Source organism: Acidimicrobiales bacterium, assembly GCA_035531755.1.
Classification (GTDB): Bacteria; Actinomycetota; Acidimicrobiia; order Acidimicrobiales; family UBA8190; genus DATKSK01.
In genome coordinates this window covers 18,777-39,473 of the sequence record DATKSK010000011.1, presented here as the reverse complement: position 1 = coordinate 39,473, position 20,697 = coordinate 18,777, and the positions used below count along the sequence as shown (strand labels likewise).

The window sequence follows — 20,697 nt, the reverse complement described above, 5'->3', positions numbered from 1 at the left end:
TCGGCGCCGATCGCTCAGCGCCCCCGCCATCGGGGCGGGCGCTTCTCCAGGAAGGCGGCGATGCCCTCGGCGGCGTCCTCGGTCTGCGCCGTGAGCGTGAGCATGGCCTGCAGGTGGGCGAGGGCCTCGGGCGCCGCCATGTCCCACACAGCGTAGAACGCGTCGCGCCCCAGCTTCATCACGGCCGGGGACTTGGCCGCCAGCGTGGCCGCCAGCTCCTCCACGGCGGCGTCGAGGTCCTCGGGGGGTACCACCCGCGTCACGAAGCCCAGGCGCTCGGCCTCGGGGGCGCCGACCACGCGCCCGGTCAGCATCAGCTCGAGCGCCTGCTTGGGAGGCATGGACCGCACGAGGGGCACCGTGATCATGTACGGCCACAGGCCGACGTTGACCTCGGGGGCGCCGAAGCGGGCACGCTCGGACGCCACCACCAGGTCACACGCCAGGGCCAGCCCGAAGCCACCGGCCAGCGCGAACCCCTGCACGCGGGCGACGGTCGGCTTGCCGAGCTTCCAGAGGGCCTCGAACACCTGCGCCAGGACGCCACGGGACTCGTGGACCGAGAGCAGGTCCGACTCCGGGTCGTCGTGGCCCGTCATCGACCCGAGGTCGGCCCCCGCGCAGAAGGCCTCGTCACCGGCGCCGGCGAGCACCACCACCCGGACCGCGGCGTCCGCGCGGGCCGCCGCCAGTGCCTGGTGCAGGCCGCGCATGGCGTCCCAGGACAGGGCGTTGCGGCGCTCGGGCCGGTTGATGGTGACGCGGGCGATCCCGTCGGCGACCTCGTACCGCACGGTCGGGGTCCCGGTCACGCCATCCTCGGTGGTCGACGGGCCCGGCACCGGGCCGACGGTAGCGCCCGCCCCCCGCCGCCGCCCAGCCCGGGGGTCGTGACGGCGGCGCCGGCAGTAGCCTGGCTGGCCCGTGGCCCGGCCGGTCGTCGCCATCGTGTCGTTCCGCCTCGGCGGCTCCGACGGCGTGGCCGTCGAGGCCCGGAAGTGGGCGGGGGCCCTGTCGACGCTCGGGTTCGACATCCGGACGGTAGCGGGCGAGGGCCCCGTGGACCGCATCGTCCCAGGCCTGGGCATCGCCGCCCCGGAGCCGCCCGCTCCCGACGCGGTCCGCGCCGCGCTCGACGACGCCGACATCGTCGTGGTCGAGAACCTGTGCTCGCTCCCGCTCAACGAGGCGGCCGCGGCCGTCGTGGCGCACGCCCTGCGCGGTCGGCCGGCGCTGCTCCACCACCACGACCTGCCGTGGCAGCGCCCGCAGTACGCAAGCCACCCGCCGCCGCCCGACGACCCCACCTGGGTGCACGTCACCGTGAACGACCTCAGCCGCCGCCAGCTGGCGCACCACGGCATCGCCGCCACCGTCGTGCGCAACGCCTTCGACGTCGACGGCCCCGCCGGCGACCGGGCCGCCACGCGGCGGTCGCTCGGCCTCGGCCCCGGCGACCGGCTCGTGCTCCAACCCACCCGGGCCATCCCCCGCAAGAACGTGGCCGGCGGGATGGCGCTGGCCCAGGCGCTGGGGGCGACCTTCTGGCTGCTGGGGCCGGCCGAGGACGGTTTCGGGCCCGAGCTCGAGCGGCTGGTGGCGGCGGCAGGCCCGCCGTGCATCCTGGGGCCCGGGGCGACCGCCGCCGCCACCGGGGTCGAGCATGCCTACGCCGCCTGCGACGTGGTCGTGCTCCCCTCGACGTGGGAGGGCTTCGGCAATCCGGCGCTCGAGTCCGCCGTCCACCGGCGACCCCTCGCCGTCGGCCCGTACCCCGTGGCCGCCGAGTTGGCGGCCTTCGGCTTCCGGTGGTTCGCCCACGACGACGCACCCGGCGTCGGGGCATTCCTCGACGCGCCCGACGCGTCGTTGCTGGAGCACAACCACGGCACGGCGCGCCGGCACTTCGCCCTGGACGACCTCCCCCACCGGCTGGCCCGGGTCCTCGACGCGGCGGGGTGGGCCCTGCCCTGACTGTGAGGATCACGGACCGGGCTCGCGCCGGGTCCTCCTGGGCGGGAGGGCGGCGCCCGGTACGATTCGGGCATGGCGACCCGTCCGACCGCAGCCACCGTGAGCGGCGGCGGCACCGCCAAGCGGTTGACCGCCGACCGGCGTCGCCAGCAGCTCCTCGACGTCTCCCTGACGCTCTTCGCCGAGCGCGGCTTCAACGCCACCACCATGGACGACATCGCCGAGGCCGCCGGCGTCACCAAGCCCCTGCTCTACCAGCACTTCGTCTCCAAGCGTGCCCTGTACCTGGAGCTCGTGGACTCGGTGGCGGGCACCATGCTCGACGCCATCGGCAAGGCCGTGGCCGCCGCCGGGGGCCCGCGCCAGCAGGTCGAGGGCGGGTTCGCCGCCTACTTCCACCTCGTGGTGACCAACGCGGACGCCTTCCACCTCCTCTTCGGCAGCAACGTCCCCAACGACCCCGAGCTGTCGCGGGCGGTGCGCCACGTCGAGGAACGACTGGCCGGGGCCATCGACGTCCTCATCGACGCCGGCCTCGACGAGGACCACCGCCGGCTCCTGGCCTACGCCATGGTGGGCATGGCCGAGGGGGCCAGCCGGCACTTCCTCGCCACCCGCGACCCGAACGGGAGCGACCCGCACGAGTCGGAGGCCGTGCGCCTGGCCCGGCGCCTCGCCGACCTCGCCTGGGCCGGGCTGCGCTCCGTGCACCGCGACTGACCCCGGTTCGTGCCGGCCGGGGGCCCGGAGCGAAAACCCGACCTGAGAGGTAAGCTTTCGGGCGTCTCCGGGCACCGGGCCCGGCCACCACGACGAGGTGCACGCCATGCAGGCACGGATCAGCTCGGTGTTCGGCTTCCCCAACCCCGTGAACGAGGTCGCCGCCCGGGTGGTGGCCGGCGGGGTCGTCCTGCTGTGTGCCCTCGCCATCGCCCTCGGCCAGCCGTGGCTGCTCGTCCCCCTCGCCTACGGCTTCTGGGCCCGGATGCTCACCGGGCCCAGGCTCAGCCCCCTGGGCCAGCTGGCGACGCGGGTGGTCGCCCCGCACCTGGCGGCCCCCCGTCACGTGAGCGGGCCACCCAAGCGCTTCGCGCAGGCGATCGGGGTGGTGTTCTCGTCGACGGCGATCGTGCTCTGGTTCGGCGCCGGGGCCCGCACGGCGGCGTGGGTGGTCGTCGGGCTCCTGGCGTGCGCGGCGTTCCTGGAGTCGGCGTTCGGGATCTGCCTGGGATGCCGGGCCTTCGCGCTGCTCATGCGCGCCGGGCTCGTCCCCGAGCACGTGTGCGAGGCCTGCAACGACATCACCCTGCGCCATCCCGAGCTGCGCAAGGAGCCCGTCCCGGTCTGACGGTCGCCGACCCGGGGTCCCCGGGGCTCTGCACGCCGACCCGGAGTGGCCGGAACGCACTCTTCGGGCATCACGGGCTCTCTTCGGGCAGTCCGGAGTTGCTCTCGCGTATAACCCCAATGGACCCCCATCGCGGAGGGACCCCGGGACGGGAGCGCCCATGCCCGGCTGGCGTCGATGACGGCGCCTGCGCCGGTGCCGGCCTGCCCGTTCGTGCCGCCTGCCGGTTCGTGCCGGGCCGCGCCCACGCACGCGCCCTGGGCCGGGGCCGGACCGGAGCCGAGGGTCAGCCGAGGGTCAGCCGAGGCGGGGCGCCAACTCGCCGACCAGCGCGGCGACCTCCCGGGCACAGGCCAGGTAGTCCTCGTCGCCGCCCCCGGCGGGGTCGGCGACGTCGCCCTGGACGGCGGGATCGACTGTCGCCAGCCCGAGAGTGCCGACGCGCTGCGCCAGCGGCCCGATGCCGGGCGGCAGGCGGGGCGCAAGGTACGGGAGCGTGGCCGTCCGGTCCGCGCCCGCACCATGGCGCCGGCGGACGTAGAGGACGTGCTCGGCGGCCATGGCGACCACCAGGTCGGCGGCCCCGACCTCGTCGTCGGTCAACTGGCGGCTGCGGTGCCTCGGCGCCTCGAGGCCGAGGGACCGCAACGCATCACGCGTCCGGACGCTGATGGGCTGGTGCTCGACCACGTGGGTGCCGGCGGTGGTGACGCGCACCGTCGCGCCCTGGGCCTCGAGCATCGCTCCCGCCATCACCGAGCGCGCCGCGTTGCCCGTGCACAGGAACAGGACGCGCGGGGTCACGGGCATGGCGGGGTGGCACCGCGCTCGGCGCGGCTGCGCAGCGCGATCAGGGGATGTGGATGCCGGAGATGGCCCGGGCGATGATGAGGCGCTGGATCTCCGAGGTCCCCTCGAAGATCGTGTAGATCTTGGAGTCCCGGTGCCAGCGCTCGACGGGGTGCTCGCGGATGTAGCCATAGCCGCCCATGATCTGGATGGCCTGCTCGGTCACCCACACCGCCGTCTCGCCCGCGTAGAGCTTCGACATCGAGCCCTCGCCTGCCGAGAACGTCTTGCCCGTGCGCCCCATCCATGCGGCGCGCCACACGAGCATCCGGGACGCGTCGATGCGCGTCTTCATGTCGGCGAGCTTGAAGGCGATCCCCTGGTTCTCGATGATGCGGCGGCCGAAGGCCTTGCGCTCTTTGGCGTACTCCAGGGAGTACTCGTAGGCGGCGCGGGCGATGCCGAGCGCCTGCGCGCCCACCGACGGGCGCGAGGCCTCGAAGGTGGCCATGGCGGCCTGCGAGTTGGACCGCTTCCCCTCCCGGGCGCGGGCCAGCTTCTCGTCGAGCTTCTCCTTGCCGCCGAGCAGGCACGACCCCGGGACGCGCACGTCGTCGAGGATCACCTCGCCGGTGTGCGACGCCCGGATGCCCATCTTCTGGAACTTCTGGCCGGCCGACAGGCCGGGCGTCCCGGGGGGCACGATGAAGCTCGCCTGGCCGCGCGACCTGAGGTCCGGGTCCACGGCGGCGACCACCACGTGCACGTCGGCGATCCCCCCGTTGGTGATCCACGTCTTGGTGCCGTTGATCACCCATTCGTCCTTGGCCTCGTCGTAGACGGCCCGGGTGCGCAGCGAGCTCACGTCCGACCCGGCGTCGGGCTCCGACACGGCGAAGGCGGCCATCTGGATCTTGTCGGGCGTGCCGAAGCACTGCGGCCCCCACTCGAGCAGCTGCTCGGGCGTGCCGTTGGCGACGATGCCGGCCAGGCCGAGGGCGCTGCCGAAGATGGCGAGGCCGATCCCGGCGTCACCCCACGCCAGCTCCTCGTTGGCGATGGGGAGCAACAGGCCCGCCGGGTCGAAGAAGCACTGGGTCATGAAGTCGAACGAATAGAGGCCGACGCGCGACGCCTCCTCGATGATGGGCCAGGGAGTCTCCTCGCGCTCGTCCCACTCGCGCGCGGCCGGGCGGATCACCTGTTCCGCGAAGTCGTGCACCCATTTCTGGATCTGCACCTGGTCTTCGCTGAGGTCGAGCGAGAACTCCGACATGTCCTCCCCTTGGTCGAGGTCCGGATCCGGGCCCCAGGGTCCCGGTCGGCATTGCCCGTGGGTGGCGGGCGGCGGCACCGAGCCCCCGCGCTGCGTGCGGGCCGCCGCTCCCCGTCCCCCGTTGTTACTCAACGGTAACCTATGGCCGGCCGATTCGACAACCGATCCGGGCCGATTCGACAGCCAATTAGGCGATCGGCGCCATCGCCCTCCGCCTGACCAGGGACAACGCCAGGGCGGCGGCCACGACGGCCGCCCCGCCGACGAAGGCGGCGCCCGTCCCCAGCAGGCCGTAGGCGAGCCCGCCCAAGGTGGGGCCGAGCACGCGGGCCAGAGCCGAGCACCCTTGCTGGGCGCCGAGCGCCGAGCCCCGGTCGGCGTCGCCCACCCGGGCCACCACCAGGGCGTTCAGGGCGGGCGTGCACAGCCCCTGCCCGGCGGTGACGAGGGCCAGCGGCACCACCAGCTCGGGCCGGGTGTGGACGACGGCCAGCGACGCCAGCCCGAGCCCCTCGGCCACGAGCCCGGCGCGCAGGCAGCCGGCGTCCCCGATGCGCGCCGCCAGCGGGCGCACCACCCCCCCCTGCACGATCGCGGCCACCACGCCGACCATGGCGAACACCGCCCCGATGCCGGCCAGGCCGAAACCGAGCCGGCGCTGGCCGAAGAGGGGGAAGGTCACCTCGAAAGCGCTGAAGGCGCCGACGAGGAGCACGGTCACGCCCGCCGGCACGGCGATGGCCCGCAGGGCCGCGACGATCCCGCGGCCCGGGCGGCCGGCGGCGCCGGCCGGGGCGGCGCCGGCCGGGGCGGCGCGGGCCGCGGCCGGCCGGGTCTCGGGGAGCCGCCGGAGGGCCACGGCGGCGTTGAGCCCGGCGATCCCGGCGGCCACGAAGAACGGCAGGCGGGTCCCGCCCAGGGCGGCCAGGCCGCCGATGGCGGGGCCGATCACGAAGCCGACCCCGTACGCCGCGCCGAGCAGGCCGAACACCCGAGTCCGCTCGGTCGGGCCCACGAGGTCGGTGGCCGATGCCTGCGCCACGGCCACGCTGCCCCCCGAGGCGCCGTCGAGCACGCGTGCCACGAACAGCAGCCACAGCGAGCCGGCGAGGCCGGTCAGGAGGCTGCCGGCCGCCGTGCCGACGAGCGACACGACGAGGACGGGCTTGCGCCCGACGCGGTCCGACAACCGTCCGAGCAGGGGCGCGCACAGGAACTGCGCGGCCGAGAAGGCCGCCAGGAGGAGGCCGATCGACGCCGGGCCCGCCCCCAGATGCCGTGCGTACAGGGGCAGGAGGGGGACGACGATCCCGAAGCCGAGCAGGTCGACGGCCACCGTGGTCCACAGGACGCCGAAGCCGGCGGGCAGGCCGTGCCCGACCGACGCCAGGGGTCCGGCCCGTGCGCCACGCCCTGGCACCGGGGCGTCGGACATGGTCAAAGCAGAGGGCAGGGCCTCCGCGGCGTCAAGTCAGGCGCGCCCGGCCGCCGACCGGGGAGGTCGGGAACGGACAGCGCGAGGGCTGTGCGGGGAACGGTGGAGCGGAAGCGTCAGGCGGTGACGGGCCGCACCTCGACGGCCTGGAGGCCCTTCGGGCCCTCCTTCAACTCGAACTCCACCGACTGCCCCTCCTCGAGGCTGCGGTAGCCGTTCATCTGGATGGCGGAGTGGTGGACGAAGACGTCCTCGCCGTCCGTCTGTGCGATGAAGCCGTACCCCTTCTCCGAGTTGAACCACTTGACCGTTCCCGCCGGCACGTTGTTCTCCCCTCTGGTCCGCTGCACCCCCTGCGAAAAAAACGTAGCAGCGGCGCCGCCGCGGCCCGCGGTTCCGCCCGGGGTGGGGAGCCGGGGACCGAGGGCTACATCCCCGGTCGGCGGTGCAGGCGGGTGCCGGCGGGCGTGTCCTCCACCGTCCAGCCCTCGGCCCACAGCTCGTCGCGGATGGCGTCGGCCCGGGCCCAGTCCCGGGCCGCCCTGGCCTCGTCGCGCCGGGCCGCCCTGGCCATGGTGTCGGCGTCGGCGTCGGCGTCGGCCGAGGCGTCGGTGAGCCGCAGCCCGAGCGCGCCGCACAGCACCGCCACCGTGACCGCGGCGCGCCGGCTGTCGTCCTCGTCGCCGGCGTCGGCGGCGGAGTGGGCCCGGCGGGCGAGCTCGAAGACCTCGGCCAGGGCGCCGGGCGTGTCGAGGTCGTCGTCCATGTGGCGCCCGAACGACGCCACCGCGTCGGCGTCGGCGCCGGCGGCGACGGCGCCGGCGGCGGTCACCTCCGCCAGCGCCGGAGCCAGTGCGAAGCGCCGCGCCAGGTCATCGAGCCGGGCGAGACCGCTCTCGGCCTGCTCGACGGTGGACGGCGTGACCTCGATCGGCGAGCGGTAGTGGGCCCGCAGCACGAGCAGGCGATAGGCGCGGGCGTCGGCCCGGGCGAGCAGGTCCGTCAGCGACGTGTAGTTGCCGAGCGACTTCGACATCTTCTCGCCACCGACCATGACCCATCCGTTGTGGACCCAGTGGCGGGCGAAGGGGCGGTCGAGCCCGACGGCCTGGGCACGCTCGTTCTCGTGGTGGGGGAAGGCGAGGTCGATGCCGCCCCCGTGCAGGTCGAAGCCCTCCCCCAGCAGGTCGAGGGACATCACGACGCATTCGGTGTGCCACCCCGGGCGGCCCGGTCCCCAGGGCGAGGGCCACGTCGGCTCACCGGGCTTCGCCTTCTTCCAGAGCACGAAGTCGAGCGGGGAGCGCTTCTCCTCGCCCGGCTCGACACGCGCCCCCGAGCGCAGGGAGTCGAGGCTCTGGCGCGCCAGGAGCCCGTAGCCGTCGATCCTGTCCACCGCCAGGTAGACGCCGTCGGAGGTCTCGTAGGCGACGCCCCGGTCGACCAGGGCGCCCACCAGCGCCACCATCCCGGCCACGTACTCCGTGGCGTGGGGGGTGGCCGTCGGCCGGCGCACCCCCAAGGCGTCCATGGCGTCCCACCACACCGCCTCGTACTGCGACGACACCTCGGACTCGCTGCGGTGCTCCTCGGAGGCCCGCGTGATGATGTGGTCGTCGATGTCGGTGATGTTCGACACGTAGCGGACCTCGAGGCCCGTGAACTCCAGGTAGCGGCGCAGGACGTCGAACACGAGGGCGAACCGGCCGTGGCCGAGGTGCGGCACGTCGTAGACGGTGGGCCCGCAGACGTACATGGAGACCCGGCCCGGGTCGCGCAGCTCGACCGGCCGTACCGTGCCCGTCGCCGTGTCGTGGAGCCGCAACACTCGGAGTACGGTAACCGGACCGTGGACGCCACCGGGACGACCACCGTGCACCCGCCCGACCTCGAGCCGTCGCGGCCGCCGGTCGTGCCCGACCGGCCCTCGCTCGAAGGCCTCGAGGCCAAGTGGTCGGCCCGCTGGGAGGAGGCCGGGACCTACCGCTTCGACCGGTTCGCGCCCCGCGCCCGCGTCTTCGCCGTCGACACACCGCCCCCCACGGTGTCGGGGTCGCTGCACATCGGCCACGTCTTCTCGTACACCCACACCGACGCCGTGGCCCGGTACCGGCGCATGCGCGGTGCCGAGGTCTTCTACCCCATGGGCTGGGACGACAACGGCCTGCCCACCGAGCGTCGGGTGCAGAACTACTACGGCGTGCGCTGCGACCCGAGCCTGCGCCACGACCCCGACTTCGAGCCCCCGGAGACGCCGGGCCGCCACCCCGTGGCCATCTCGCGGCCCAACTTCATCGAGTTGTGCGACCAGCTGGTGGCCGAGGACGAAAAGGCCTTCGAGCACTTGTGGCGGACCCTGGGCCTGTCGGTCGACTGGAGCCAGACCTACGCCACCATCGACACCACGGCGCGGCGTGTCTCCCAGCGCGCCTTCCTCCGGATGCTGCGGGGGGGCCACGCGTACTCGTCCGAGGCCCCCACCCAGTGGGACGTGGACTTCCAGACGGCGGTGTCGCAGGCCGAGATGGAGGACCGCGACCTGCCCGGGGCCTACCACCGCGTGCGCTTCGCACGCGGTGGGGCGGACGGCGCGGTGGAGATCGAGACCACCCGCCCCGAGCTGCTGCCCGCCTGCGTGGCCCTGGTCGCCCACCCCGACGACGACCGCTACCGCCCCCTCTTCGGCCACGAGGTGGTGACCCCGTTGTTCGCCGTGCGCGTCCCGGTCCTCGCCCACGAGCTGGCCGACCCCGACAAGGGTTCGGGCGTCGCCATGATCTGCACCTTCGGCGACTCGACCGACGTCACCTGGTGGCGCGAGCTGTCGCTGCCGACCCGCACGGTGGTGGGGCGCGACGGGCGCCTGCGCCCGGTGCCGTGGGGCGAAGAGGGCTGGGCATCGGAGGACCCGGCCGCGGCTGCGGCCGCCTACGACGAGCTCGTCGGGCGCACCGCCGCCCAGGCCCGGGCGCGGGTCGTGGAGCTCCTGGCCGAGGCGGGTGCGCTCGTCGGCGAGCCGAAGACGATCACCCATCCCGTGAAGTTCTACGAGCGCGGGGAACGACCGCTCGAGATCGTTTCGAGCCGCCAGTGGTACGTCCGGACCCTGGTGCTGCGCGACCGCTTGCTGGCGAGGGGGCGCGAGCTGCGCTGGCACCCGCCGCACATGGTCCACCGCTACGAGGCATGGGTGGAGGGCCTCAACGGCGACTGGAACATCAGCCGGCAGCGCTTCTTCGGCGTGCCCTTCCCCGTCTGGTACCCGGTGGGCGACGACGGCGCCGCCGACTACGACCACCCGATCGTCGCCGAGGAGGACCGCCTGCCCGTGGACCCCTCCAGCGACGCCCCCACGGGGTACACCGAGGAGATGCGGGGCGTTCCCGGCGGCTTCGCCGGCGACCCCGACGTCATGGACACCTGGGCCACGTCGTCGCTCACCCCCCAGATCGCCGGGCGCTGGGAAGACGACCCCGACCTGTTCGGCCGCGTCTTCCCCATGGACCTGCGGCCACAGGCCCACGAGATCATCCGGACGTGGCTGTTCTCGACCATCGTGCGCGCCGAGCTCGAGCACGGCTGCCTGCCGTGGACCGACACCGCCATCTCGGGCTGGGTCCTCGACCCCGAGCGCAAGAAGATGTCGAAGTCGCGCGGCAACGTCGTCACCCCGTTGCCGCTGCTGGAGGCCCACGGCGCCGACGGGGTGCGGTACTGGGCGGCGAGCGGCCGGCCGGGTGTCGACACGGCGGTGGACGAGGGCCAGATGAAGGTGGGGCGGCGCCTCGCCATCAAGGTCCTGAACGCTTCGCGCTTCGCGCTGTCGCGGCTCGGCGAGCAGGGGGCGTCGGGCGCCGAGGCCGTGAGCGCGCCCCTCGACCTCGCCATGCTCCGGCGGCTGGGCGACGTGCTCGCCGAGGCCACCGCCGCGTTCGACGCCTACGACTATGCGCGGGCCCTCGAACGGACCGAGGCGTTCTTCTGGTCGTTCTGCGACGACTACCTCGAGCTGGTGAAGGCGCGCGCCTACGAGGATTCGACCGCGGCGGGCCCTGCCTCGGCGCGCGCCGCCCTGGCGACCGCCCTGTCGGTGCAGCTGCGGCTGCTGGCGCCGTTCCTCCCCTTCGTCACCGAGGAAGTGTGGTCGTGGTGGCACGCGGGCTCGGTGCATCGCTCCCCCTGGCCCGACACGGCCGAGCTCCCGGCGGCGACCCGGCAGGGCGACGCCGCCGTGCTCGACATGGCGGCCTACGTCCTCGGGGAGGTCCGCCGGGCGAAGACGGCGGCCAAGACGTCGATGCGGGCGACGGTGGCGCGGCTCGTGGTGGTCGACGACCCCGAGCGCCTGGCCCTGCTGGCCGAGGCGGAGGGCGACCTGCGCGAGGCGGGCGGGGTCCTGGAGCTGGCGACTCGCCCGGGACCGCCCGAGGTCGTCGTCGAGCTGGCGGTCGACGAGGCCGGCTGACCGTGGCCGACCGGCTGACCGTGGCCGAGGCTGGTTGACGGTGGCCGAGGGCCCGGCGCGCCCCGACGACGAGCTGGCGTTCACCGTCACCGGCTGCCGCGCCTCGCACGGCCGGCTGCTCGCGACGTTGGCGGGGCTCGACGAGGAACTGGCACGCCGCCCGAGCCGGCTGGAGGGCTGGACGATCGGGCACGTCGCCACCCACCTCGCCCGCAACGCCGACTCCCACACCCGCATGCTCGGCGCCGCCCTCGCCGGCGACACCGTGGAGCAGTACGCCGGGGGGCGCGAGGAGCGGGTGGCGGCCATCGCCGCCGGTGCGGATCGCGGTGCCGGCGAGCTGCTCGACGACGTGCGGCGCTCCACGGCCGCGCTCGAGTCGGCCTGGGCGGCGATGACGCCCGAGGCCTGGGACGGCCACGGGCTGGCGAGGGGCCGCCCGTGGCCGTGCCGGTCGCTCCCGTACTCCCGCTGGCGCGAGGTCGAGATCCATCACGTCGACCTGGGCCTCGGCTACGAGGTCGATGACTGGCCCGACGGCTACGTCCGCCGGGAGCTCTTCCGGGCGCTCGCCACCGTCCCCGATCGCCTGGCTGCGCCGGGCGAGCGCAGCCGGCTCCTGGCCTGGCTCGTCGGGCGGGCGGCGTCACCGGGCGAGCTGCACCTCGACCACTGGGAGTCGCGTCCGTCGCACTACTTCAGCGGCATGTCGGACTGACCGAACACGGCCGCCGGCATTCATAGCCGGCTCCCAGCCCGTGCCGACGTCGGCCACAGGTCGGCGGTCGAGGATCAGGGTATGAGCATGAGCGGCATGAGCGGCATGAGCGGCATGAGCGGCATGAGTGGCATGAGTGGCATGAGCGGCATGAGCGGCATGCGCGGCACGAGCGCCACGAGCGGGCACCGGCGCAGCCGGATGGCGACGATCGTCCTCGGTGTCGCGCTCGTGGGCGGAGTCATCGGCATGGACGGCGTCGCCGCCCATCTCTCGAGTGATCGGGCCACGTCACACCGAGCCACTGCCGCGACCACACCCGCCGTGGCAGGCACGGGCATCGGGTCCGCGCCCGGGGCCCGGTGACCGGATCTGCGCCCGGGGCGCGGTGACCGGATCTGCGCCCGGGGCCCGGGGGCGGGCCGAGCTTCCACGGGGATCTTCATGCCACGGTAAGGGGTGGGAGTAGACCATTGCCCCGACGGTGACCAGCGACGCCCACCCCCACTCCCGCAAGGCGGCCGCCGTCCTCGTCGCACTGGCGTTGGCCGCATGTGCCGCGACACCGGCGGCTCGTCGGCAGGAGCCCGGCAGCGCACCCCGGCCCACGGCGTCTTCGCCGCACACCGCGCTGCTTCGGCCCGTGGCGACGACCGCCGTCCCGGCCGAGCCCGGGTGGACGCCGGTGAGCACGGTGGCGACCGGGGTGGCCATCGACGAGCAGTCCACGACCACCGCCGACGGCGCCCGGGTGACCCTGATCAGGTTCCGCGCCGGGCAGGTCGGATTCGCGCTCCACGCCGGGAGCCAGGACCCTCCGACGTCCGGTGTCCCGTTGGGCCCCGACGCCCAACCTCAGGTCTCGGCGCCGGAACGCACGGTGCTGCTCGCTGCCTTCAACGGCGGGTTCAAGGTGTCGGGCCACGCCGGAGGCTCGGAGATCGACGGCCACGTCCTGTCACCGCTCGTCGCCGGCATGGCCAGCCTCGTGATCGACGCCGACGGCTCGGCGCACATCGGCGTGTGGGGACAGACGGTGCCGCTCCCGGGCGAAGTCGTGACGAGCGTCCGGCAGAACCTCCCGCCCCTGGTGGTCGGCTCGCAGCCGAGCCCGGCGGTCTCGTCACCGTTCGCGTGGGGCGATCCCCTGCACGAGGTCGCCCTGACGGCCCGCAGTGCCCTGGGCCAGGACGCCGCCGGCGACCTGATCTACGCCGCCAGCATGCACGCGCTCCCGCTCGACGTGGCCACCGCCCTCCTCGGGGCCGGGGCCACCGTGGCCATGGAGCTCGACATCAACCCGGAATGGGTCCAGGCCGACGTCGCCCCGTCTCCGGGGGGGCCCTTGGCGGCGGCGATCGCCGGTCAGAACCAGCCCGCCGACCGCTACCTGCAGGGGTGGACGCGCGATTTCGTCACCGTGGATGTCGGCCGACGATTCCCGTGACCGTGGGCGAACGGTCACCGTGCGGGGACGTCGACCATCCCCGAGTGCCCCCCGGACGCGCCATGCCGACCGTCAGGCGTCGAGCTTGAAGACCCGCATGGCGTTCTCCCGGAGGAACTTCGGCCACACGTGGTCGCGCAGGGGAACGCCGGGCAGCTCCGCGAAGATGCGCTCCAGGGTGAGCCCCATGGGGTAGTAGCCCGCGTACATGATCTTGTCCGCTCCGCGGGTGTTGGCGTAGTCGATGATCGCCCGCGGGTAGTACTTCGGGGCGAAGGCGCTCGTCATGTAATGCAGGCCCGGCCACTTGAGCATGAGCTTCACGGCCAGCTCCTCCCAGGGCTCGGCCCCGTGCCGCATGACGATGCGCAGCTCCGGGAAGTCGTAGCAGACCTGGTCGAAGTGCATGACGTCCTGACAGGCGGAGGGGACGCGCGGCCCGGCGATCCCGGCGTTGACGACGATCGGGAGGTCGAGGTCGATACAGGTCTGGTAGATCGGGTAATAGCGGCGGTCGCTGACCGGCACCTGAGGGTTGCACCCCGCCGGGAACGTCGTGACGGCCTTGATGGCGCGCCCGGCGTGCGCCTGGCGGATGGCGCGCACCGTGCCGGTGATGTCGTTGGGGTCGACGGCCTCGAGGTTCGCCTTGAAGCGCTCCGGGTGCTCGGCGAGGGCGCGGTCCACGAGCGAGCCCGCCAGGCCGACGAGGCCGATCTCCACGCCGAAGCGGTCCATCTCCCCGAGGGTGACCGCCACCGGGTCGTCCTCCTCCCCGACGCGGTTGGGATCCTCCTTGAACATGTAGGAGATCGGGGACCGCGACGACGCGCTCTCCTCGTCGTGCAGCTGGGGCTTCAGGAAGTCGAATTTGCGGGCGGGCTTCGTGCTCGGGAACCCGATCATGCAGTCGACCACCCCGACGTCGCTTGGCATCGGCACGGCCCGCCACCGTACAGGCGCTGGCGTGGTGTCGCCGAGCCGGTCAGAATCCCCGGGCGGGCCCCGGTCGCACGGTCGGGCCCGGCGGGCAGGCCGGGGCGGCCCGGCGCGGCGAGGCGAGGCCAGGGCGGCCCCGGCATCGACACTGGAGGTAGACCTGTGGACGTCCCCGACATGACGGGCAAGACCGTCGTCGTCACCGGTGGCAACTCGGGGATCGGGCTCGAGACGGCGGTCGCCCTGGCCCGGGCGGGGGCGACCACGCTCATCACCGCCCGGGACCCCGCCCGAGGCGCCGCCGCCGTCGCCGACATCCGGGCGCGTGCGGGGAACGACGCCGTCGACGTCGTCCTGTTCGATCTCGGCAGCATCGCCTCGATCCGTCAGGGCGCCGCCGACATCCTGGGTCGCTGCCGCCGGATCGACGTGCTCGTGAACAACGCCGGCCTCGTCCTGTCGGACCGCCGCGAGACCGAGGACGGGTTTGAGGCCACCTTCGGGGTCAATCACCTCGGGCCCTTCGTGCTCACCCGGCTCCTGCTCGACCGGATCACCGAGAGCGCTCCGGCGCGCATCGTCAACGTCGCCTCGACCGCCCACAAGGGTGCCCGGCACGGGCTCGACTTCGACGACCTGCAGACGACGCGCGGGTACGGGGGGATGCGGGTCTATTCGAAGTCCAAGCTGGCCAACATCTACTTCACGACCGAGCTGGCCCGCCGGCTCGAGGGCACGGGCGTCACCGTGAATTGCCTCCACCCCGGGACCGTGTCCACCGGCTACGGCCGCGACGGTGACGCGTCGGGATTCCTCGCCTTCGGGGTCAAGGTGATCAGACCCTTCATCCTTTCGCCCGAGCAGGGGGCCCGGACGTCGGTCTACCTGGCGTCGTCGCCCGAGGTGGCCGGCGTCAGCGGTGGCTACTTCGTGAAATGCAAGGCCCACACCCCTTCGGCGGCGGCCCGCGACGACCAGGCGGCGCGTCGGCTGTGGGAGGCGAGCGAGGCGCTGACCGGCCAGAACGGTTGATCGCCCAGAACGGTTGATCGCCCCGAAGGGCCGATCAACCGGAAGGGCCGATCAGCCCACCTCGCCCATGTAGGCGCCGAGCAGGTGGTCGCCGACCTCCTCGGGCGTGCCCGAGCGCACGATGCGGCCGTTCACCATCACGGCGGCACGGTCGGCGATGGCCAGGGCGGTCTGGGCGAACTGCTCCACCAGGAGGATCGTGATGCCCTCGTCGGCCACGGTCTGCGCCACGAGCTCGTAGAGCTCGGCCACCACCAGCGGGGCGAGGCCCATGGAGATCTCGTCGAGGAGCAACATGCGCGGGTTCGTGAACAGGGCGCGGGCGAGCGCCAACATCTGCTGCTCACCCCCCGACAGGCGGCCGGCGAGCTGCTTGCGCCGCTCCCCCAGCACGGGGAACCGCGCGTAGCTCTGCTCCTCGAGATCCGCGGCCTTGGTCGACCGGCCGCGGTAGCTGTACATCAGGATGTTCTCGGCCACCGTCAGGTTGGGGAAGACGGCGCGGCCCTCGGGCACGGCGCACAGGCCCCTGCGGGCCAGACGGTCCGGCATGGGCCGGCGAATCGGCTCACCGTCGAAGACGACCGACCCCGTAGTGGCCGGCATCCGGCCGCTCGCCACCTTCAGCAGCGTCGACTTGCCCGCCCCGTTCGGGCCGAGCAGCGCCACCACGGACCCCTCGGGGACATCGAGCGACACGCCGTGGACGACCTCGATCCGGCCGTAGGCGGCACTGACGTCGGTCATGGAGAGCATCGTGGTGACGGGTTGGGCGGGGTCCGCGCCGGGGGCGGGGGTGCCGGGGGGGGCGGCGGCACGCGCCGGGAAGGCGATCGCCGTGCCCACGCCGGCCGGCGTCGGCGAACGGACCGCGTGGCGGCCGGCGGGTGGGGTGGGGGGGCTGACGTCCTCCTCGGCGGCGCCCAGATAGGCGGCCTGCACCGCCGGGTCCGCCTGCACCGTGGCCGGGTCCCCGTGGGCGATGACGGCGCCATAGTCGAGGACGCTCACGTGGTCGCAGATGCTCATGACCAGGCTCATGTCGTGCTCGACGAGAAGGACCGCCATCCCCCGGGCGGCCAGGTCGGTGAGCACCCGGCCCAGGTCGACGGTCTCCTCGTGGTTGAGGCCCGAGCTGGGCTCGTCGAGCAGGAGCACCGACGGACCCGTCGCCAGGGCACGGGCCAGCTCGACCAGGCGGGCCAGTCCTGTGGGCAACAGGTCGGTGGGCTCGTCGGCCACCGCCGTCAAGCCGACGTGGTCGAGGATGATGTCGGCCTCCGTCCGGGAGCTGGCCCCCGTCGGGCGACGGCGCCTGGTCTCCGCCGCCATCTGCACGTTCTCGCGGGCCGTCAGGGTGCCGAACAGCTCGAGGCGCTGGAAGGTGCGGGCGACGCCGAGCCGGGCGCGGTGGTGCGGCCGGGCGCCCGTGATGTCGGTGTCCCCGATCCGGACCCGGCCCCGTGTGGGCGGCTGGAGCCCGGTGATGACGTTGAACAGCGTGGTCTTGCCGGCGCCGTTGGGCCCGATGAGCCCGTTCACCGCTCCCGCGTACACCTCGAGGTTGACGTCCTGAAGCGCCTGCAGGCCCCCGAACCGCACCGCGACCTCCTCGACGGTGAGCTCAGCCAACGGACCGGACCTCGGGCTCGAAGGCCCCGGCGGCGGGGAGCTCGGCGATCTCCTCCACCGGCCCGCCGCCGCGGCGCCGGTTCCAGAAGTCCGAGACCTCGGCGTAGAACCGGCCGATCCCGTTGGGGTTGCGGCCGATGGTCACGACCCCGAACCCGAGGAGCAGCTGCGTGAAGTTCGGGACCTGCGGGATGTGGGCGCCGATGACCGGGCCGATGGCGATGAAGACGCCCGCCAGGACGGCGCCGGTGAGGAGGTTGACGCCGGCGAGCGTGACGGCCACGAAGATGGCAATGCTCTCGAGGAAGGCGAACTGGGGCGCGCCCACCGAGGTGCTGAGCCCGCCGTACAGGGCGCCGGCCAAGCCGGCGAGCCCGGCCGAGAAGGCGAACACGGCCAGCTTGGTCACGGTGAGACTCAGCCCCACGGTGCTGCACGCCGCGGGCGAGTCGCTCATGCCCACCAGGCGTCGACCGAAGGCGCCGCGTCGCAGCGCCCCGATGCCGACCAGGCAGGCGGCCAGGACGACGGCGAGCAGGACGTCGAAGGCCCGCTCCGTCGTGAAGTGCATCCCGAAGATGTCGGGCCGGCCCACGGGCACGCTGCCGCCGACACCCATGACCGAGCTCGACTGGAAGAAGATGTTGTCCATCAGCACGGCGAACGCCAGCGTGGCCAGCGCCAGGTAGAGGCCACGCAGGCGCAGTGCGGGCAGGGCGAGGACGGCGCCGACGCCCGCGCACACGCCCACGGCGGCCAGGATGCCGAGCACGGAGTCCCCGCCCGCCACCCAGTGCATGGTCACCGCCCCGATGCCGGCGAAGGTGAACTGGCACAACGAGACCTGGCCGGCGTAGCCCGACAACGGCACGAGGCTCAGCGCCAGCAACGCCAGCACGAGGGCGTTGCCCATCGTGAACAGGTTGTTGCCCTTGAGCACCGCCCCGAGGGCGACGACGGCGACCACGATGAACGCCCCGCCCGCCAGGGTGGTCCGCGCGCTCGCCACCCGCGGGGGCCGGATCCGGACCACACGGCCGATGGTGAGGCGCACCTCGGGGATGAACAGCAGCGCCAGGAAGAGCATCGCCATGGGAAGCGCCTGGTCCACGTCGGTCTCCGCCCCGGACGGGACGTAGCCGATCGCCATGGAGTTGGCGATCCCCAGGATCATGGCGCCCAGGAACGTCATGGGCAGGCTGCGCAGCCGCCCCACCACCGCGGCGGCGTAGCCGTAGATCACGAGCAGCGTGAGCTGCAGGATGTCCATGCCCTGGACGCTCGGCGCCAGGAGGATGCCGCCCAGTCCGGCGAAGAAGACGCCGATCATCCACGCGTAGGACGAGATGCGCCCCGACGGCGCCCCCGACAGCGCGGCCAGACCGGGGTCGTCCACCACGGCCCGCATGGCGACCCCGGTGCGCGTGCGGCGGAAGAACACCCGCAGGAACACCGCCGCCGCGATGGCCACGCCCACGGTTATGAGCTGCTGGTACGAGATGTTGACGCCACCGAGCGAGATGGGGTTCCCGCTGAAGAACTCCGGCGTGTCGTAGGTGTTGGCGGTGGGGTTCCACACCGCCCCGGCCGCGGCCACGAGCACGAGCAGCAGGCCGAGCGTCACCGCCAGCCGGATGCCCATGGACGCGCCGTACAGCGGGCGCATGACGACCCGTTCGACCACGACGCCGAGCAGCGGCGCGGCGACGAAGAGGACGATCGCCAGCGACACCAGCTCGGGGAGGCCCCACGACTGCCACAGCTGCCAGTAGAGGTAGGCGAGCACCATCCCCATGGCGCCGTGGGCGAAGTTGAAGATGCCCGTCGTGTTGTAGGTGACGACCAGGCCGCTGGCGCTCACCGCGTAGATCGCACCCGTGACGACGCCCGCCACCAGGAGGCTGAAGAACTCGCTCACGGCACACGCCTCGGCGAGCTGTCGCCCGGAGGCCGGGCCGTCCGGCGGTCCACCTGCTCCCCTAGGACGTGGGCCGCACGATCGGGTGGTAGCCGGGAGCCGTCACGTAGCCGCTCGACCCGCAGTAGAACCCGGTGCTCGGCGTGGGCGCCACCCGCTTGATCTTGCCGTTCTGCACCTGGGCCATCAAGAAGCACCCCGACGGGATGGCCGCGGCGGGATTGCTCGGCGGGATCAGGCCGCCGGCGTTGAACAAGGTGACCTGGTTCAGCGCGGCGATCAGCTTCGCCCGGGTCGGGTTCTTGCCGGCGGCCCGCAGGGCCTGGGTGAACAGCTCCGCCGACGCCCACCCGTACACGGCCTCGATCTCGAAGTTCGGGTTGGAGTCGACCTTCCTCATCCACGTGTCGAAGAGCTTCACGGCGGGGACGGTGTTGGCGTCCTGCCCGAGGTACAGGGCATAGCCCTGCTCGATGTACATGTTGTTGGCGGCGCTGCCCGCCAGCGCCAGCAGTTGGCTGGAGTAGGCGGCGCCCTCGATGTGGACCGGCTTGAAGTTCTGCTGCTGCATCTCCTTCAGCAGCTTGGCGGCGTAGTTGTCGGGCAGCTCCGTCGAGAAGAACATCTTCACGCCCTTGTTCTGCATGGCGATGATGTCCGACAGGAAGTTGGTGTCGAAGGGCCCGGCGCCGCGGTCGTAGACGATCTGGAACCCGGCCGCCTTCATGGCGTTCTCGAAGGCGTGCTCGGAGGACGTCGTCGAGGCGGTGGCGTTCTCCCAGATGATCCCGACCTTCTTGACCGCCTGGGGGTACGCCTTCTTGAGGTACTTGAAGACCCCGAGCGGGTAGTTGTTCACGGGGTTCGGGAGCGGGCTGTAGAGATAGGGATCGCTCGACAGGCCCGGGTCGAGCGAGAACCCCACGTCGGGCACGTGACCGAGGTCGATGAGCGGCTTCTCGGCCGAGTCGAGCAGCGAGAAGCCGCCGACGAGGGCGAAGTCCTTGAGGATCTGCGCTCCCGTCGCCGTGGCCACCTGGCCGGTCTGGAAGGCGCTGTCCTGGGCGTCGAGGACGAGCTTGCGGCCGTACACGCCGCCCTGGCTGTTCACGTAGGCGAAGTAGGCCTTGGTGCCGTCCTCGGCCCCCTTGAACAGCCCGGGGATCGGCGAGGACAGGTCGTCGACCTGGCCGACGGTCACCGATTTGGCCGTCACGCCCGGCGTGGGCCCCGAGGAGCCCGGGCCGGTGCTGCCGGTCGAGCCCGATGATCCGGAGGAGCCCGCCGGCGTCGACGAGGTGGAGCTCGCGTCGGTGCTCTTCGACGAGCACGCAGTGAGGCCCACTGTCAGCACGGAAAGCGCTATCGCCATTGCCGTGCGTGGCGTGAACCGCCAACCGCGCCGGATCCGGCGCCCTCGCACCGGCAGCGCCTCTCGGTTCGCGTCCACTACGCCCCCCTCCGTGTCCCCGACCCGCGTGGGGTGTGACCGCCCCCAGGTCGTATCCAGCTTGCCACGTCGCCCTGAGCTGCCGATGACACCCACGGACAGGCCCACCGGTCCGACCCGCGGGCCGGTCGCCCGGGAGCCTGGCACGGCACGGGAACGTGTTCTAGTGATGCTACGTCAGATGCCGGGGTTGTGCACCCGGCCGGCCCGGTCGTGGATGGCCGACCGGGCCGGGTTGTGGATGGCCGGCCGGGCCGGGTCGTGGATGGCCGGC

General features: G+C 73.2%; 18 protein-coding genes. 7 read left to right on the top strand and 11 right to left on the bottom strand.

Annotated elements, in window-relative coordinates:
• Positions 1-14 precede the first annotated feature (14 nt).
• On the bottom strand, positions 15-812 hold the full coding sequence (locus tag VMV22_02545; GenBank protein HUY21199.1) for an enoyl-CoA hydratase-related protein: 798 nt from the start codon (positions 810-812) through the stop codon (positions 15-17).
• Between the two features lie 112 nt (positions 813-924).
• Here VMV22_02545 and VMV22_02540 point away from each other — a divergent pair, with 112 nt between their 5' ends.
• The 3 genes from VMV22_02540 (at position 925) to VMV22_02530 (ending at position 3,322) form a co-directional block, all read left to right on the top strand.
• The gene (locus tag VMV22_02540) at positions 925-1,974 is read left to right on the top strand and encodes a hypothetical protein (protein HUY21198.1); all 1,050 of its coding nucleotides are present in this window, start codon (positions 925-927) and stop codon (positions 1,972-1,974) included.
• 72 nt (positions 1,975-2,046) lie between these two features.
• Entirely contained in the window at positions 2,047-2,694 is a 648-nt protein-coding gene (locus tag VMV22_02535; protein ID HUY21197.1) for a TetR/AcrR family transcriptional regulator, read from the top strand.
• A gap of 106 nt (positions 2,695-2,800) precedes the next feature.
• Positions 2,801-3,322 carry a DUF4395 domain-containing protein gene (locus VMV22_02530; protein HUY21196.1) on the top strand — a complete coding sequence of 174 codons (522 nt, stop codon included), beginning with the start codon at positions 2,801-2,803 and terminating at the stop codon, positions 3,320-3,322.
• 297 nt (positions 3,323-3,619) lie between these two features.
• On the opposite strand, the gene VMV22_02525 is transcribed toward VMV22_02530, so the two are convergent.
• From VMV22_02525 to cysS, 5 genes are all read right to left on the bottom strand, one after another.
• On the bottom strand, positions 3,620-4,132 hold the full coding sequence (locus tag VMV22_02525) for a hypothetical protein (GenBank protein HUY21195.1): 513 nt from the start codon (positions 4,130-4,132) through the stop codon (positions 3,620-3,622).
• A 40-nt stretch (positions 4,133-4,172) separates the two neighbouring features.
• Positions 4,173-5,387, bottom strand: coding sequence for an acyl-CoA dehydrogenase family protein (locus tag VMV22_02520; protein HUY21194.1), 1,215 nt, complete (start codon positions 5,385-5,387; stop codon positions 4,173-4,175).
• 187 nt (positions 5,388-5,574) lie between these two features.
• Positions 5,575-6,822 (bottom strand): MFS transporter, encoded by a 1,248-nt coding sequence (locus VMV22_02515; protein ID HUY21193.1) that lies wholly within the window; start codon positions 6,820-6,822, stop codon positions 5,575-5,577.
• Between the two features lie 116 nt (positions 6,823-6,938).
• Complete coding sequence (locus tag VMV22_02510) at positions 6,939-7,145, bottom strand: cold shock domain-containing protein (GenBank protein ID HUY21192.1); 207 nt, start codon at positions 7,143-7,145, stop codon at positions 6,939-6,941.
• A gap of 104 nt (positions 7,146-7,249) precedes the next feature.
• Complete coding sequence (gene cysS, locus VMV22_02505) at positions 7,250-8,650, bottom strand: cysteine--tRNA ligase (GenBank protein ID HUY21191.1); 1,401 nt, start codon at positions 8,648-8,650, stop codon at positions 7,250-7,252.
• Between the two features lie 21 nt (positions 8,651-8,671).
• Here cysS and valS point away from each other — a divergent pair, with 21 nt between their 5' ends.
• Positions 8,672-11,287: a valine--tRNA ligase gene (gene valS / locus VMV22_02500; GenBank protein HUY21190.1), complete on the top strand. Its 2,616-nt coding sequence runs from the start codon at positions 8,672-8,674 to the stop codon at positions 11,285-11,287.
• A gap of 40 nt (positions 11,288-11,327) precedes the next feature.
• Positions 11,328-12,005, top strand: a complete 678-nt coding sequence (locus tag VMV22_02495) for a maleylpyruvate isomerase N-terminal domain-containing protein (protein ID HUY21189.1) — start codon at positions 11,328-11,330, stop codon at positions 12,003-12,005.
• Positions 12,006-12,079: 74 nt separating this feature from the next.
• Here the strand turns inward: VMV22_02495 and VMV22_02490 are convergent, their stop codons facing one another.
• Positions 12,080-12,256 carry a hypothetical protein gene (locus VMV22_02490; GenBank protein ID HUY21188.1) on the bottom strand — a complete coding sequence of 59 codons (177 nt, stop codon included), beginning with the start codon at positions 12,254-12,256 and terminating at the stop codon, positions 12,080-12,082.
• A 233-nt stretch (positions 12,257-12,489) separates the two neighbouring features.
• Between VMV22_02490 and VMV22_02485 the strand changes: the two genes are divergently transcribed.
• Positions 12,490-13,452: a hypothetical protein gene (locus tag VMV22_02485; GenBank protein HUY21187.1), complete on the top strand. Its 963-nt coding sequence runs from the start codon at positions 12,490-12,492 to the stop codon at positions 13,450-13,452.
• A 72-nt stretch (positions 13,453-13,524) separates the two neighbouring features.
• On the opposite strand, the gene VMV22_02480 is transcribed toward VMV22_02485, so the two are convergent.
• A complete protein-coding gene (locus tag VMV22_02480; GenBank protein HUY21186.1) occupies positions 13,525-14,388 on the bottom strand; it encodes an amidohydrolase family protein in 864 nt (287 codons plus the stop codon).
• A 165-nt stretch (positions 14,389-14,553) separates the two neighbouring features.
• Here VMV22_02480 and VMV22_02475 point away from each other — a divergent pair, with 165 nt between their 5' ends.
• Positions 14,554-15,423 (top strand): SDR family oxidoreductase, encoded by an 870-nt coding sequence (locus VMV22_02475; protein ID HUY21185.1) that lies wholly within the window; start codon positions 14,554-14,556, stop codon positions 15,421-15,423.
• Between the two features lie 51 nt (positions 15,424-15,474).
• Here the strand turns inward: VMV22_02475 and VMV22_02470 are convergent, their stop codons facing one another.
• The 3 genes from VMV22_02470 to VMV22_02460 all read right to left on the bottom strand — a co-directional run bounded on the left by VMV22_02470 (position 15,475) and on the right by VMV22_02460 (position 20,189).
• Entirely contained in the window at positions 15,475-17,055 is a 1,581-nt protein-coding gene (locus tag VMV22_02470) for an ATP-binding cassette domain-containing protein (protein ID HUY21184.1), read from the bottom strand.
• The gene (locus VMV22_02465; protein ID HUY21183.1) at positions 17,048-18,973 is read right to left on the bottom strand and encodes an ABC transporter permease; all 1,926 of its coding nucleotides are present in this window, start codon (positions 18,971-18,973) and stop codon (positions 17,048-17,050) included. The genes VMV22_02470 and VMV22_02465 overlap by 8 nt, the downstream gene beginning before the upstream one ends.
• Before the next feature lie 61 nt (positions 18,974-19,034).
• Entirely contained in the window at positions 19,035-20,189 is a 1,155-nt protein-coding gene (locus tag VMV22_02460) for an ABC transporter substrate-binding protein (protein ID HUY21182.1), read from the bottom strand.
• Positions 20,190-20,697: the final 508 nt, after the last annotated feature.